The sequence below is a fragment of the Paenibacillus glycanilyticus genome (assembly GCF_030161375.1).
Taxonomy (GTDB): domain Bacteria; phylum Bacillota; class Bacilli; order Paenibacillales; family Paenibacillaceae; genus Pristimantibacillus; species Pristimantibacillus glycanilyticus_B.
Window position 1 is genome coordinate 590,892 of the sequence record NZ_BSSQ01000001.1, and the last position, 13,242, is coordinate 604,133.

Annotated in this window: 13 protein-coding genes; 4 read left to right on the forward strand and 9 right to left on the reverse strand. The window is 49.8% G+C overall.

All coding sequences use genetic code 11. From position 1 onward, the window contains the following. The first annotated feature begins 240 nt into the window (after positions 1 to 240). Positions 241 to 1,776, forward strand: coding sequence for an acetamidase/formamidase family protein (locus QQK89_RS02455; protein ID WP_284236828.1), 1,536 nt, complete (start codon positions 241 to 243; stop codon positions 1,774 to 1,776). Between the two features lie 73 nt (positions 1,777 to 1,849). Here the strand turns inward: QQK89_RS02455 and QQK89_RS02460 are convergent, their stop codons facing one another. Together QQK89_RS02460 and QQK89_RS02465 are read right to left on the reverse strand one after the other, a co-directional pair. Beyond that, on the reverse strand, positions 1,850 to 2,296 hold the full coding sequence (locus QQK89_RS02460) for an Lrp/AsnC family transcriptional regulator (protein ID WP_284236829.1): 447 nt from the start codon (positions 2,294 to 2,296) through the stop codon (positions 1,850 to 1,852). Between the two features lie 190 nt (positions 2,297 to 2,486). After that, positions 2,487 to 3,530: an oxidoreductase gene (locus tag QQK89_RS02465; protein WP_284236830.1), complete on the reverse strand. Its 1,044-nt coding sequence runs from the start codon at positions 3,528 to 3,530 to the stop codon at positions 2,487 to 2,489. Positions 3,531 to 3,722: 192 nt separating this feature from the next. On the opposite strand from QQK89_RS02465, the gene QQK89_RS02470 reads away from it, so the two are divergent. Next, entirely contained in the window at positions 3,723 to 4,481 is a 759-nt protein-coding gene (locus QQK89_RS02470; RefSeq protein WP_284236831.1) for a DeoR/GlpR family DNA-binding transcription regulator, read from the forward strand. A 36-nt stretch (positions 4,482 to 4,517) separates the two neighbouring features. Here QQK89_RS02470 and QQK89_RS02475 read toward each other — a convergent pair whose 3' ends face one another. The 3 genes from QQK89_RS02475 to QQK89_RS02485 all read right to left on the reverse strand — a co-directional run bounded on the left by QQK89_RS02475 (position 4,518) and on the right by QQK89_RS02485 (position 6,381). Continuing rightward, entirely contained in the window at positions 4,518 to 4,802 is a 285-nt protein-coding gene (locus tag QQK89_RS02475) for a hypothetical protein (protein WP_284236832.1), read from the reverse strand. 27 nt (positions 4,803 to 4,829) lie between these two features. Continuing rightward, positions 4,830 to 5,693: a sugar phosphate isomerase/epimerase family protein gene (locus tag QQK89_RS02480; protein WP_349816706.1), complete on the reverse strand. Its 864-nt coding sequence runs from the start codon at positions 5,691 to 5,693 to the stop codon at positions 4,830 to 4,832. Between the two features lie 109 nt (positions 5,694 to 5,802). Then, entirely contained in the window at positions 5,803 to 6,381 is a 579-nt protein-coding gene (locus tag QQK89_RS02485; RefSeq protein WP_284236833.1) for an AAA family ATPase, read from the reverse strand. A 182-nt stretch (positions 6,382 to 6,563) separates the two neighbouring features. On the opposite strand from QQK89_RS02485, the gene QQK89_RS02490 reads away from it, so the two are divergent. Both QQK89_RS02490 and QQK89_RS02495 read left to right on the forward strand, forming a co-directional pair. After that, positions 6,564 to 8,327 carry a glycoside hydrolase family 2 protein gene (locus tag QQK89_RS02490; protein WP_284236834.1) on the forward strand — a complete coding sequence of 588 codons (1,764 nt, stop codon included), beginning with the start codon at positions 6,564 to 6,566 and terminating at the stop codon, positions 8,325 to 8,327. A 17-nt stretch (positions 8,328 to 8,344) separates the two neighbouring features. After that, the gene (locus tag QQK89_RS02495; protein WP_284236835.1) at positions 8,345 to 9,427 is read left to right on the forward strand and encodes a Gfo/Idh/MocA family protein; all 1,083 of its coding nucleotides are present in this window, start codon (positions 8,345 to 8,347) and stop codon (positions 9,425 to 9,427) included. Between the two features lie 72 nt (positions 9,428 to 9,499). On the opposite strand, the gene QQK89_RS02500 is transcribed toward QQK89_RS02495, so the two are convergent. The 4 genes from QQK89_RS02500 to QQK89_RS02515 are packed head-to-tail and all read right to left on the reverse strand — an operon-like array spanning position 9,500 to position 12,989. Continuing rightward, entirely contained in the window at positions 9,500 to 10,132 is a 633-nt protein-coding gene (locus tag QQK89_RS02500; protein WP_284236836.1) for an ABC transporter permease, read from the reverse strand. A gap of 15 nt (positions 10,133 to 10,147) precedes the next feature. Beyond that, entirely contained in the window at positions 10,148 to 11,062 is a 915-nt protein-coding gene (locus tag QQK89_RS02505; protein WP_284236949.1) for a glycine betaine ABC transporter substrate-binding protein, read from the reverse strand. Positions 11,063 to 11,088: 26 nt separating this feature from the next. Continuing rightward, entirely contained in the window at positions 11,089 to 11,763 is a 675-nt protein-coding gene (locus QQK89_RS02510; RefSeq protein ID WP_284236837.1) for an ABC transporter permease, read from the reverse strand. Beyond that, entirely contained in the window at positions 11,760 to 12,989 is a 1,230-nt protein-coding gene (locus QQK89_RS02515; RefSeq protein WP_284236838.1) for an ABC transporter ATP-binding protein, read from the reverse strand. Before QQK89_RS02515 ends, QQK89_RS02510 begins: the two co-directional genes overlap by 4 nt. Between the last annotated feature and the right edge of the window lie 253 nt (positions 12,990 to 13,242).

Sequence of the window (13,242 nt, forward strand, 5' to 3'; positions counted from 1 at the left end):
CTTATTATGCTATGAACTAACCTATTGTGCTTTATTTCGGACCTCCATAACGATCGGGAATTCCCTCCTCAACAGACACCTGCTATTAACTTTTTAAAGACAAAATACAATTAACTTAAATTATTAAACTTAAAATAGATTAAAACTTTATATTGTTAATACCATATTCTTCTGCTATACTCAGTCTCACTAACATGTTAGAAAAACTTACACAAAAGAACACAAAAGGGAGAATTGCAAATGAAAAACCGTTTTTCATGGAAGGTTTGTACAGCTTTATCTGCTTTGATGGTGTTTGGATCGCCGCTTTATGTAGCAAATGCTGACACGAAACCAAGGACGCATTACCTTGCGGCAAATTCTGAAAATGTACGCTGGGGCAATATCGGGAAAGGGGATCCGGTCCTTACCGTGAACTCCGGAGATATCGTAACAGTTGAGGCTATCACCCATCATTCCGGCGATGATTACGAGAGAATGATTGAAGGCGACGCGGGCGTAGAGGATATTTTCCACTGGGATCACGTCGAGAAGAACGAAGCGCTGCGCGGACCCGGCGTACATATTATGACCGGACCAATCGCGGTTGAAGGAGCAGAACCGGGCGACGTGCTGGAAGTAAAAATATTGGATATGAAGCTCCGCCCGAACGGAAACGAGAAATACGCAGGCAAAACCTTTGGCGTCAACGCTGCCGCCAACTGGGGCTACTTGTACGGAGATATGGCGGAAGAACCAAAGAAACGGGAAGTGGTTACGATCTATGAGATGAACTCAGACGGCGTCACCGACTATGCAACGGCGCTGTACAGCTTCAAATGGACGCCGCAGACCGATCCGGACGGCAAGGTGCATCCAACCATCGATTATCCGGGCGTTATCGTCGACCACGATACCGTCGAAGAAAACTTCAACGTATTGAAAGGCGTTAAAGTTCCGGTCAGGCTCCATTTCGGCACGATGGGCGTTGCGCCAAAAGAAGCGGACGTTGTTGACTCCGTCCCTCCCTCCTACTTCGGCGGCAATGTGGATGACTGGCGCGTAACGGAAGGGGCTACGATGTATTACCCGGTATCCGTACCCGGCGCGCTGCTGCAGGTTGGCGATCCGCATGCCGGCCAAGGAGATGCGGAAATTAACGGAACGGCCATCGAGACATCCGTAACCGGCGATATTCAAGTGATTTTGCACAAGAAAGCGGATTTGGACAAAAAGCTGAACAATCTCAGCTACCCTCTCCTTGAGAACGAGAATGAATGGGTCGTGCACGGCTTCAGCTACGCGAACTACTTGGCAGAGCTCGGAGAAAATGCCCAAAAGGATATTTACAACAATTCCTCGATCGACAAGGCCATGAAGGACGCCGCCCATAAAACAAAGGATTTTCTGATGAAAGGAATGGATCTGACGGAGGATGAAGCATACTCCCTGATGTCCGTATCCACCGACTTTGGGATCACGCAGGTCGTTGACGGCAACTGGGGCGTTCACGCCGTCATTACAAAAGGCCAGTTCGGCGAAGCGGAACAGAAGACCGTAGGGCTGCGAAACGCCTTTGACAGCTTTGGAGCCAAGGTCGTCTGGAATACGCCTAAGCAAACCGTAACGATCAGCTATAACGGCAATACTCTGGCAATGACAATCGGCCAAACTACCGCAACCTATAACGGTGAAAAAATTAAGCTGACCGCTCCCGTGCGGCTTGCAGGCGGGAAAGCAGTCATCAGCGATTATTCCGCAAGCTTCTATCAATCCGTGCTTTCCAAAACCAATTAAGCTATCATCCTTTCCTAATAAGCCAAAAAGAAACGCCGGGCAGCCACCCGGCGTTTCTTTCTGTCACGGCAGCCTATATATTAAGGCCGTCTTGATTCTTATGGCGTTTGAGCAGGATCTGATTCTGGGCGCGCAGTATCCCTTTTAGCGAATAGATCGATTCGTGCATGAACCTGTCCACTTCGTCCAAATCCTCCACCAGATAATGAACGTGAAGCAGGCAAGGACCGGTCATCTCGTAGAGAACAACAACGCGCTCGTTGGCCTTCAGCGATTCCAGAATCTCGTCCAGATGCGCAGGCTCGACCTCAAGCTCCAGGTAGGCGGATATCTTTTTGCCCAATCTCTCCGCGTTGATGACAATGGAGAACTGCTCGATAATACCCTGATTTACGAGCCTGTCGATCCGCTCCTTCACCGCAACGCCAGACAAACCTACCTCTTTGGCCAGATCGGTATATGAAATCCGGCTGTTCTGCGACAGCCGCTGCAAAATATGATTATCTATGGAATCCAGCATGCCTTCACCTCTTTCACGTTATTGTAACAGATTGAAGTTACCTATCTCCAGAGAGAAGCGATAGAAAAAGGCGCTGCCCCTAGGACAGCACCTTCCATTGTTTATACGCCAGCCTGGCTTCCGCAAGCGTCTTCCCCGGCTTCAGTTCAATTAGACCTTCAACGTGGTAATAGCGGCTTTCCTGCTGCTTTTATCGAAAAGGCACAACTCTCTTCTCTTCGCTGCTTTGCATCGCTAGCTCAATAATTCTAATCGTATTCCATGCATCCTCCGCCTCAACCGGCACAGGTTTATGGTTGATTATGGCCTCGGCCATCCTCTCATAGAACCGTTCATAACTTCCTTGCAGCGTCTTCACTTTGCGGGTTTCCGACTTGCCGTCAACCATAACCGTAAGCTCGCCGTAATGCTGTTCCAGATCCTGTCCCCATTCCGGCTGTCCTGGCAAACCGCCTTTGCGAAGCATATCTTCCTGCGAATCAAGGCCGTATTTAACAAAGCTACCCTGGCTTCCATGCACCTGGAATTTGGGACCATGCTGCATGACAATAGAGCCGCTATGAAGAATGACGCGTTTCGTTCCGTACGTCAGGATGAGGTGGAAATAATCCGTAACCTCGGAGCCGGCCCGTTGCGGCATGAGATCCGCATATACCGAATCCGGCTTGCCGAACAGATGGAGCGCTTGATCGATCAGATGAGCTCCAAGATCATACAACATGCCGGAACCGGGACCGGCCTGTTCTCTCCATCTTTCCGATACTTGCGGGCGGTAACGGTCGTAATGCGCTTCGTAAGATGCAATTTCGCCGAGCTCACCAGCTTCGATCAAGCTTTTCACGGTGAGAAAATCATTATCCCATCTCCGGTTCTGGTAGACGCTAAGCAGCTTGCCCTGCTGACGCGCCGTCTCGATCAGATCCCTTGCCTCCTCCGAAGTGTTCACGAAAGGCTTCTCCACCACAACATGCTTGCCGGCAAGCAAAGCTTGTTTCGCATAGTCATAATGCGTTTGGTTAGGCGATGTTATAACAACAAGGTCAATGCTCTCGTCGGACAATAACTCTTCCAGCGATGAAGCGACTTCGACCTTCGGCAGATGCTGTTTTACTTTTTCCGGGTTGCTTGAGACCACCTTGGCGATCTCCATTCCTTCAACGGCTTGTATGATTGGGGCATGAAACACTTGACCTGACAGACCAAATCCAACGATCCCTACGTTTATTTTGTTCATCGTTTGCACTCCTTTTTCCGGACGATCTATTTCTACACCAGTATAAGAGAAGTTATGCAGCTTTTCAATGTTATTTTAAGCATTAAACTTAATTATATAATTATAATAATTGCATTATCCGCGTTTCACTTGTCACTCGTGCAAAGCGTGCTTATAATGGGTAACAGAATGCGTATATAAGGTGGGCACAGGATGACGCAAGAGGACCGGATTAAATCAATCGTCGATTATTTAAAGCTGAACCGCAATATCAGCATGGAAGATATATGTACCTTGTATGAGGTATCTTATGATACGGCCAGACGCGATTTGGTCAAAATGGAATCGGACGGCCTTATCGTCCGCGTGCGGGGCGGAGCGATTCTGCCGTCCATGACGAAGTCCATTACCAGCTACAAAGAAAGATTAGCCGATGCTGGAGGCAAGCGCGCCATCGCGATGGCGGCTGCAAGCCAGATTAAAGACCGGGATATTATTATGCTGGATACCGGAACAACCACGCTGTATGTAGCTGAATTGATGTCGGCCGCGGACAACGTTGTTGTTACCAATTCCATTGATATCGCAGCCGTCCTATGCGATAAGCCAAATACGGCTACGCATCTGCTGGGCGGTATGTTAAACACGTGGCATCGTTACGCCTTTGGTCCCCGTACGGTCGAAATGCTGAGCGATATTCGGGTAGACAAGTTGTTTCTAGGAACTTGCGGCTTAACGGACGAAGGTTTGTTTGCGCCTACGGAAGAAGAAGCTTACATGAAGAGGGAAATGATTAAGCGAGCTAGTCAGGTTATTCTGCTGGCCGATTCCACCAAGTTCAACAAAAATCTGTTTCACCGCGTCTGCCCGTTTGAGGCGATTGATCTGCTCATTACGGATGCCGCGCCTCCCGCTCCATTCGATCAAATATGCCATGACCATGGTATACAGGTGATTGTCTCCGGCGGTTGAACTTAGCAGAATGAAAAAAAGCTCAGCATGAATTTCTCAATTCAAGCTGAGCTTTTTTTCATTCTGCTTTTTTAATTTATGTGCAACTTTTAGTAGAGCAATGAAGCAAAGAAAACAAGTGACAAACTCTAAAAAAAAGTTATCCCATCCAAAATCGTACCAGACTATTGTAGCTTCGCCGGTACCGTCTACATCTAATTCTAGCCCATTAAAAAGAGCAGGTTTGTCATGATCCCTACTCCATATTTCAAGCAGAAGCCAATGGAGCGTTGGAATAATAGCCGCGATGATTATGGTAACCAAATACTTCTTATTGTTCACGACTACTCCTCCGCGGGTGCAATTTCGTTATTCTCTCGTCTCCGACCATAGTCTTCTCGACGTTCTCATAAAGAGGAGCGACTGCTCCCAGCGGTCGCTGATTTCATGGGTTCGTCCGGCATATTCATCGGTCGTGATGGCATAGGACGGCGGTCCAAGTTCCACGACAAAAGGCAGCACATCCCCTATTCCCGCTTGTGCCCGCCAGTTCTGCATCCCCGAACTCCACCAGCGCTGGAAATGCTGCATCATGGGATGCTCCCCGTGTTTCCCTACATCAATCTGCACCTGCTCGCCATTTGATACTCTGGCATGGAATGCCGAGCTGCGGGTCAGGACGGTCTGGATCAACTGCTCCGCTTCATCCGAAACAGTATGCAGCTCTCCGGCCACCACGTAATGGGACAAATCGATGGTCAACCGAAGCGATTCCAGCGCATTGATGTAATCAATCGTCCGCAACAAATCCTGGGTAATGGTGCCCCGGTGCGTCTCGATAAATGTCGGAATGCCCGCTTGCTGCGAGAAGGAATTCATCGAATCTAGAAGCTGTACAGCCTGTTCCCCGATGACAAAAGGCGTTAACACCTGTACATTGATATGTTGAATGTTTCCGTACTCTTTGGCTTGTTCAAGAAACCGCTTCAGATCATCAGCCGTCTTCGGGTACGCATTAACGCTAAAAGACAAATCGTAATGTTCGAGCAGCCGTCTCCAATGTTCCGCGTCCCCGGGCGCCGGGATAAAGCCGTTAATACCGTCAAAACCCGCTTCCGCAATAATCGCCACTTGCTCTTCTATACTGCGCGTTTGGCCGTTCGCGGCTAATCCGCCCATTCCCCACCAGGACATTTGCACATCAAGTTTCGGAGCTAATATATTTACTGTCACTCTGGTTCTCCTCCTAAGCATACGCAATTGGCCTCTCCTAGGCCAAATAAACATATAGTCTAGTATAGGGAAGGGGTCGAGAGAGAGGCAGTAACGATTCTGCTATTGACTACCTTGATCCTGCTATTAATAGCTCAGAACGCACATGCTCCAGCAACTTCGCGTAAAACATTTGGTTTGTTGTATCCGCCTCCACTACCGTCCCGCCGATGGAAAGCGGCGCTAGCTTCTCATGCAACAGCCTTTCTTTGTTGCCTTCCTGCTCAATCCATTCCCGATCGTTATGTCCGCCATGCCGCCCTTCCGACCCCATACGCGCATGATAGCGTTCCAGCAATACTTCGCCATCCGCCCTGCACATTACTTGAAGCGGCTTGAAATCATATTGCTGCTTCAGCTTCAGAAACTCCGCGCTTCTTAAGTCCGGCCGCCCGAAGAAAGCTTCGATAATGATCGGCTGCCGTGCAGCCAGCAAGGTAGCCGCGGTAGAATACATAACCGTAAATGCAGCCGGCGCCAGCATCGGCGGCACGCCATTCGCACGGCAATCCAAGGCGTCAAACAATGTCTCATAAATACCATCCCGCGATAACACGGGCAGCCGTAAATCATCAGCCAGGCGCTTGGCTAATGTCGTTTTCCCCGCACCTGGAAATCCGTTAATGATAATGACGACAGGTTTATCCATAACCATCACCTCACCCTTATTTTACCACTTATGCTCAAGTGAACAATTTGTTAATTAATTAGTTAATAAAACAACCTTTTGATTGACATAGTGGCGGAACTTTATCATAATATGAACTGATATGATAACTACTTAATCATTAAATTAACCTTAATGTTAACTAAAAGGAGAGAATGAACGGCATGAGCAGCTCGCACAAGTATGTAAAGGATTATCCGCGTCCGCAATGGGTACGTGACGAATGGCAATTATTGAACGGAGCATGGAACTTCCGCTTTGATGATTCGTTTGAAGGAGAACGTAACAAGTGGTACAACCAGCTTGATGCAAACCTGACGATTCAAGTCCCATTCACCTACGAAACGAAAGCTAGCGGCATCGGCGAAGAGAAATTCCATCCTTGCGTCTGGTATGAACGGAATGTTGTTATTCCGCAAGAAACGGGAGACAAGCATGTCATGCTCCATTTCCAAGCTGTCGACTACTCGGCTAAGGTGTGGGTGAACGGCACTTATATCGGCTCTCATGAAGGCGGTTACGCGGCATTCTCCCTCGATATTTCGGATGCGGTGCAGCTTGGCGGAGAGAACCGCATTACCGTTCGGGTTGAGGACGGCAACAGCACGATGCAGCCGCGCGGCAAGCAGCGCTGGGTTGATCATAACTACGGCTGCTGGTACGTGCAAACGACCGGGATCTGGCAATCGGTATGGATGGAATACGTAGATACTTGCCATGTGAACCGGGCGAAAATCACGCCACGCCTCGAAGACTCGGCCGTTACGTTCGAATACGAGCTGGGCAGCACCGTTCGTTCCTTCGAAGGTTTGACTTTGCAAACCGTCGTTCGTTATGACGGAAAGCTGATCCGCTCTTCGGAAACGAATGTTGACCGCACGTTCCTGAAGATGGACTTAAGCTTGATGAACGACGTGAACGAATGGAAAATTCATTCCTGGCATCCGCATCACCCGAACCTGTACGACGTTGAAGTCGTTCTGAAAAAAGACGGCCAGCCGGTCGACACCGTCTATTCGTACTTCGGCATGCGCAGCATCCAGATTAAAGGCGAAAAAATCCTGCTCAACAAACAACCGCTTTACCAGCGCCTTCTGCTGGATCAAGGCTATTGGGAAGATACGCATCTGACGCCTCCGTCCGAGGAAGCGATCATTGAAGATATCGAGAAAACATTGGCGCTTGGCTTCAACGGCGTGCGCAAACACCAGAAACTCGAGGATCCTAGATACCTCTACTGGGCAGACCGCAAAGGCCTCCTCGTCTGGTCGGAAATTGCGGCTACTTATGAATTCGGTGACGACGCGGTAGACCGGTTCACGAAAGAGTGGATGGAAGTTGTCCGCCAGCATTACAACCACCCTTGTATCATCACTTGGGTACCGTTTAACGAATCGTGGGGAATCGCACAAATCCTTACGGACCGGAAGCAGCAGCAGTTCACCGAATCGATCTATCATTTGACCAAATCGTATGACCAGATGAGACCCGTTGTCGTGAACGACGGCTGGGAGCACACCATCTCCGATATTATTACGCTGCATGATTACGAAGAACTCGGCTCCGTGCTGGAAGCCCGTTATAAGGATAAAGACGCCCTGCTCAGCAATGATTTTGCCCATGACAAACACCGTTATCCGTTCGCTAAAGGCTACAGCTATCAAGGCCAGCCGGTCATCATTAGCGAGTACGGCGGCATTGCGTTCAAGAGCGAAGCCGGATGGGGTTATGGCAATCAAGTAAAAAATGAAGAAGAATTTTTGGCCCGTTATGAAGGAATTACGCAAGCGATCAAGAATCTCGATTATGTAAGCGGATTCTGTTATACGCAGTTGACCGACGTTCAACAGGAAGTAAACGGGTTGCTTACGATCAAACGTGAACCAAAGATTGCAATGGAGAAAATCAAGAAAATCAATTTGCAGTAGAAAGCAGGGATTTATTGATGGCAAAAGTGCAGCGTATTGGAATTATTGGCAGCGGCGGCATCGCTGCTGCACACGTAAGAGCTTATAAGCAACTTCCCGATGTTGAGATTGTGGCCGTTGCCGATGTTATTCCCGGCAAAGCGGCGCAATTCGTCACTAACCAGGAATTGCAGGAAGCGATCGGTTATGATGATCACCGTAAGCTTCTCGAACTGGATTTGGATGGGGTTAGCATTTGTACGCCAAACGCCTCCCATCATGTAACAACCGTTGACGCGCTCCGCGCAGGCAAAAACGTCCTGCTCGAGAAGCCAATGTCCGTTACTTTGGAAGAAGCGATCGACATGGCCCAAGTCGCCGACGAAACAGGCAACATGCTGACAATTGGCTTCCAGCCGCGTTACGACCCTAACATGAAAGTCGTTAACGACATTGTTCAGTCGGGCAAACTCGGCAAGGTCTATTACGTGGAGACCGGCGGCGGCCGCAGACGCGGTATGCCTGGCGGCACGTTTATCAGCAAGCAGCTCGCCGGAGCAGGCGCTATGGCCGACATCGGCTGTTATTCGCTGGATATGGCACTTAACGCGCTTGGATATCCGAAGCCGCTTACGGTGTCTGCTTATACATCCAATTATTTCGGCACTAATCCGATCCATCATCCGGAAGCCAATAAGTTCGAAGTCGAAGATTTTGGCGTAGCGCTTGTTCGCTTCGAGAACGATGTGGTGCTTCAGTTCAAGATTTCGTGGGCTATGCATATGGATACGCTGGGCTCCACCATGTTCCTCGGTACCGAAGGCGGATTGAAAGTTAACCCGTACGGCACTGGCAACTGGTCCGGCGTTTGGGATGGCCGTGTCGGCGAGATGAAGCTGTTCCATGATTTCATGGGCAAACAGACCGAAACGCCAATTCCGGTTACGAACACCGACATGAATCTCTTCTTCGAGAAAGTACGCGATTTCTCCGAAGCGGTAAGAGACGGACGTCCTGCTCCTATTCCGGGCTCGCAGATCGTCATTCAGCAAGCGATTATTGACGGCGTGCTTCGTTCCTCCGCTGCCAAACGCGAAGTAGCGATTGAGCTGCCGTTCTAATAAGGTAAATCAACAAAGCCTCCCTGAAGCTGTACGCAGCAGAAGGGAGGCTTTGTTTTGTTAGGCCATTTGTTATCTTCCGGCAACCTTCGTTGCATTCTGCACCCGCTCCAACGCCAAATCGGCAAGCAAAGCGAGAATGGCCGCAGGAATAGCTCCTGCATACAGCCTAGCGGAGTTATTCATATTGATGCCTGAATAAATTTCCCGCCCCAAACCGTCTCCCCCGACAAGCGGCGCGATCGTGGCAACGCCAATGGCAATGACGGCCGCAATCCGTATTCCCGTCAGCATAAACGGTAAAGCCAGCGGAAGCTGGACTTGAAGCATGATTTGCAGCGGACTCATTCCGACCCCTTTCCCAGCTTCCATAATGGACTTATCCACCTGGGTCAGCCCGACATACGTATTTCGAATGACAGGCAGCAGGGAATACAAGAATAACCCGACAACAACGGTTGTCGTGCCTAAGCCGAAGACAACCATCAAGAGCACCAGCAGCGCAAGGCTGGGGAATACTTGAATGATATTCGCCACCGTTAGAATAATGCGCGCATTCACTCGATTCCGGGATGCCAGGATCCCGAAGGGAATGCCAACCACCAGCGCAAGCAGCAAGCCGATCAGCACCATCATAATATGCTGGCCGGTAAAGACTAGCAGATCCGGCCAGTTCTCCTTCACATAGCGAAAAAACAATTCCATCCTCGCTTCACCTCCCTACTTGAGCAAGCCGATTTGTTTCAAATAATCTTCGGCTACCTTTTTCTCATTCCGTTTATTCACGTCAACCTCGTAGTTCAGATCAATCATCGTCTTGGCATCCAGCTTGCCGATAAGCAGGTCGATAACCTCCTGCAATTCCGGATGCGCCTCTAATACTTCCTTGCGAATAACGGGAGATGCATCGTAAGGCGGGAAGAAATGCTTATCATCTTTGAGCGTAACTAGCTCGTATTGCTTGAGCCGCGCGTCGGTGGAGTAAGCGACTACGATGTCCATCTTATTCGTTGCAACCGCATTGTAGACAAGCGCAACCTCCATCGGAAATACCTTGCCGAACGATATGCCGTACACTTTCTGAAAATCCGCATAACCGTCGCCTTCGCGCTCCAGCCACGTCGTATCGACGCCAAGCCTCATCGATTGCGCTTTGCCCGCCACATCGGATATTTGCTGAAGCTTCTCCTTCTCCGCCAACTCCTTGCGAACCGTAAATGCATACGTATTCTCGAACCCGTAGGAGTCGAACCATTTGAGCCCATAATGCTTATCGAAGCCTTCTTGCGCCTGCTTCAGAATACTGGCCCGGTCATTCGTGCGCTCAAAGGGGAAATAATTATCCAGAATAATTCCCGAATACAGCGATGCCATCTGAATGTCATCCCTGGTCAAGGCATCAAGCACGACGGTGCTTGTCGCCAGATCGGGCATTACCTTCACCTTCATATCCGTCCGGTCTTCGATGAGGAGCTTGTACATGTTAGCGAGAATCTTAGGTTCCGAGAAGGTCTGCGTCCCAATAATAATCCTGTTTCCATTTCCGCAACCGGCTAGCAAGGCAGAGACTGCAATCAACAGGGCGGCCAGCAGCACAAGCTTTTCCTGCAAAAACTTTCGCATTTGAGTTTCCATAAGTCTCATTTCCATTCCTCCTGCCGTCAGACCGTGCCGGAAGCCGGCGCGCTTCTCGTCTTGGCCGTTACCCATTTCTCCGCAAGTCCAAGCAGGTAATCTGCGGCCAGCGCCAGAAGAACGGCTAGCAGGGCTCCCGTCACAATCAGTTCTCTCTTATTGACGCCCATACCGGCGAAAATGAGCTGCCCCAGACCACCTGCTCCAATTAAAGTCGCCAGCGTTGCCCAGCTAATAATATAGACCGTCGTTACGCGAAGCCCCGACATAATGTAGGGAAATGACAGCGGCAGCTGGATGCGGAGCAATCGTTGCATGCGGCTGTAGCCCATCCCTCGAGCGGCTTCCATTATATTGGGATCAACGGCCTTGAAGCCGGAATACGTGTTGCGCATGATCGGCATGATCGAATAGAGAAATAACGCAAAGACAGCCGGCGTACGGCCGATTCCAAGAAGCGGAATCAGAATGGCGAGCAGCGCTAGACTCGGAATCGTCTGCAGCACGTTGGCAATCGTAAATACAGTGCTGTTGAGCCAGCCAATCCGGCTTCCCGCGAGCCATACCCCTGCCGGAATCGCAACAATCGCTCCAAGAATAATAGAGAGGGCAGAGATATAGATATGATCGCGAAGAGCAATCAGAATATCCCCTTGCCTGCTCGATAGGAAAGCTCCGTAGTCAGATAGCCAGTCCATCATGCGTGCCCTCCTTGTTCCGTGTCTTGACCTGTCTCAGCCGGCTCAATCGGAGCCTCATCCTTCAGCTTCTCAGCTTCCGCGGCAAGCTCCTCGAGACTCATTTCATCCGGATTATAGATCTCTGCCATATGGCGCACTACGCTCCCCCGCGTAACCAATCCAGCGAGATGTCCTTCACGGACAACGGGAACGTAAGGCAAGCCATGCTCATTCATCAGCGTCAAAGCAAGCGCAACCGAGGAGCCCGATTCCACAACATGAACAAAAGGCTTCATGATGTCGGCAAGCCGGCTGTCTTCATGCCTATACCCTTTCAGTACGTTGAAAATCGTGACGTAACCAAGCAGCTCTCTTTTTTTGCCGACGACAATCAAAGAATCAACCCGGTGCTTCTCCATGAATTGAATCGCAGCCGCCATTCCCCGTTCGGGAGAAGCCGTAACCGGATTGACCGACATCACCTCGTCAACCGTTAAGCTAGGGTCGGGAGTATCGCTTGTCAGATGCTTCTTGCCTATGAAGCTCGTTACGAATTCATTAGCGGGATGGCGCAAAATATGCTCGGGCGAGCCGGTCTGAACAACCTGTCCATCCTTCATCAGAACAATCGTATCGGCAATTTTGATCGCTTCGTCCATATCATGCGTCACGAACACAATCGTCTTCTTCAGCTCCTGCTGAAGGCGAATCAGCTCATCCTGCAGCTGTTCCCGGCTGATCGGATCAAGCGCGCTAAACGGCTCGTCGAGCAAAATGACGTCAGGGTCGGCAGCAAGCGCCCGGATCACCCCAATCCGTTGCTGCTGTCCTCCGCTTAGCTCGGCAGGATAACGATTCCGGTACACCTCGGGATCAAGATTCACCATGCTGAGAAGCTCATCAACCTTGCCGGCGGTGACCTCTTTGTCCCATTTCAGCAGTTTCGGTACAACGGCAACGTTTTTCCCAATATTCATATGCGGGAACAGGCCGACATTCTGAATGACATAACCAATGCTTCTGCGAAGCTCAACCGGATCAATCGTGGAGATATCCTTATCCCGGATGTAGATTTTGCCGCTCGTTGGATTGTTCAAACGGTTAATATGCTTCATAAGCGTGGACTTTCCGCAACCGCTTGGACCAATCAATACGGTCAATTCGCCTTCTCTAATTTCGAGATTTATTGATTTTAATGCTTCAAAGCCGTCGTCGTATGTTTTTTTGACGTTCTCGAATCGGATCATCTGCTGTTCAACCTCCGGATATTCATAAGGTTAGACTGTCCGACTCTTGTACAAATAATGCCAAATAAGAAAATCTTGCCGAAATACGACTCGCGATCTAGGTTAAACTGCAGTCTGCGCATTAAATGTTCTTCCGATCGCCATTGCTCAGGGATTCCTTGAATTAATATTTCAGAGGTAGGAATCCCTGAGCAAAAGCGAACGCTTCAAAGCTTTCTGAAAGAAAGCTACTTCGTAAGCATGAGCTTTTCTC

Excerpts from the sequence above, each read along its gene's own strand:
- QQK89_RS02455 (WP_284236828.1), top strand. The coding sequence starts at position 241 with ATGAAAAACCGTTTTTCATGGAAGGTTTGTACAGCTTTATCTGCTTTG.
- QQK89_RS02460 (WP_284236829.1), bottom strand. The coding sequence starts at position 2,296 with ATGCTGGATTCCATAGATAATCATATTTTGCAGCGGCTGTCGCAGAAC.
- QQK89_RS02465 (WP_284236830.1), bottom strand. The coding sequence starts at position 3,530 with ATGAACAAAATAAACGTAGGGATCGTTGGATTTGGTCTGTCAGGTCAA.
- QQK89_RS02470 (WP_284236831.1), top strand. The coding sequence starts at position 3,723 with ATGACGCAAGAGGACCGGATTAAATCAATCGTCGATTATTTAAAGCTG.
- QQK89_RS02485 (WP_284236833.1), bottom strand. The coding sequence starts at position 6,381 with ATGGATAAACCTGTCGTCATTATCATTAACGGATTTCCAGGTGCGGGG.
- QQK89_RS02490 (WP_284236834.1), top strand. The coding sequence starts at position 6,564 with ATGAGCAGCTCGCACAAGTATGTAAAGGATTATCCGCGTCCGCAATGG.
- QQK89_RS02495 (WP_284236835.1), top strand. The coding sequence starts at position 8,345 with ATGGCAAAAGTGCAGCGTATTGGAATTATTGGCAGCGGCGGCATCGCT.
- QQK89_RS02500 (WP_284236836.1), bottom strand. The coding sequence starts at position 10,132 with ATGGAATTGTTTTTTCGCTATGTGAAGGAGAACTGGCCGGATCTGCTA.
- QQK89_RS02505 (WP_284236949.1), bottom strand. The coding sequence starts at position 11,062 with ATGGAAACTCAAATGCGAAAGTTTTTGCAGGAAAAGCTTGTGCTGCTG.
- QQK89_RS02510 (WP_284236837.1), bottom strand. The coding sequence starts at position 11,763 with ATGATGGACTGGCTATCTGACTACGGAGCTTTCCTATCGAGCAGGCAA.
- QQK89_RS02515 (WP_284236838.1), bottom strand. The coding sequence starts at position 12,989 with ATGATCCGATTCGAGAACGTCAAAAAAACATACGACGACGGCTTTGAA.